Raw genomic sequence first — 1,096 nt, 5'->3', positions numbered from 1 at the left:
CCCTTGGATTTACGATTTCCGACGCGATTTTGACGAGCTACAAGACGATTGGCATTATCAAGTCCGTTGGATTATCTTCTCTTAAAGTGATTTCGGCTTATGTGACGCAATATACGATTCTGGCGTTTGTCTCGGTCATTCCGGGAATATGGTTAAGTTACTTTTTCTCGAACAAGATCGTTAGCAGCTCCATGGCCTATCTGAGCACAGGCACATCGAATATGAATGTTCAATTTTCGGCAATTGCGATTTGGGTGGGCTTAGCGGTAATCGCGGTCATATTCCTGTCTGCCCTACTGTTCTCTTATAAAGCTCGCGGCGTTGAGCCGGCGCAGGCGATTCGTTACGGCATGTCCGAGAAGGATAGCTCTAAACAATCAAGCCGCGGAAGCACGTGGAAGAAGAAGTTGCTGAAGCTGGGATCCCTTCCGACGGAGATGGTTATCGGGTTAAGAGGCGTTACGAAGAATATACGCGGCTCGGCACTAATCATCTTGATCTCGGCTTTGTCTACTTCAGTACTCGTATTCGGATTTTTGTTCGTGTACAGCATATCTTCCATTCAGGGAACTATTGCAAAATGGGGATATGATTCAGCGGATCTATCCGTAAGAATCGATAATCCAGCCAAATTGACCTATGAACAGCTTCAGGAAGAAGTGCTAACGGATCAAAGGGTCAAGAACTATAGCCGGTATGGAGACGCTAATGCCGTATTGCCGATCAACAAGGAATTGGCTACCGAAATGGAGCAGGATACGATGGGGATCTTGTTGACGGTGGCGGAGGGTAATTATGACGAAATCGGCTATGAGAACGTCAAAGGGCGCAATCCAGTAAACGACCAAGAAATTTCGATTGGCGTCAATATAGCTAGAAATTTGAACATCGATGTAGGGGATCCGCTCGATATTTACATCGAAGGAGAAAAGCAGACGCTAACTGTAACGGGAATCTATCAGGCAATCTCGAACATGTCCTACACGGGACGAATAACGGCTGATGTCGTCAGAAAGGTCAATCCCAACTATGGCGCCGTGATGAATACAACCTTCATCAACCTGCAGGACCGTGTGTCCATTGATCAGTTCGTGAG

At 46.6% G+C, this 1,096-nt stretch carries 1 protein-coding gene; it reads left to right on the top strand.

Annotation, left to right across the window (positions count from 1 at the left end):
- Positions 1–1,096: FtsX-like permease family protein (locus ACFRAK_RS29540; RefSeq protein ID WP_394573277.1), on the top strand; the 1,096-nt coding region annotated here is incomplete at both ends.

The organism is Peribacillus sp. NPDC056705 (assembly GCF_043656335.1).
Note: the sequence above shows the minus strand (reverse complement) of the source record. Positions and strands in the feature narration are given on the sequence as shown.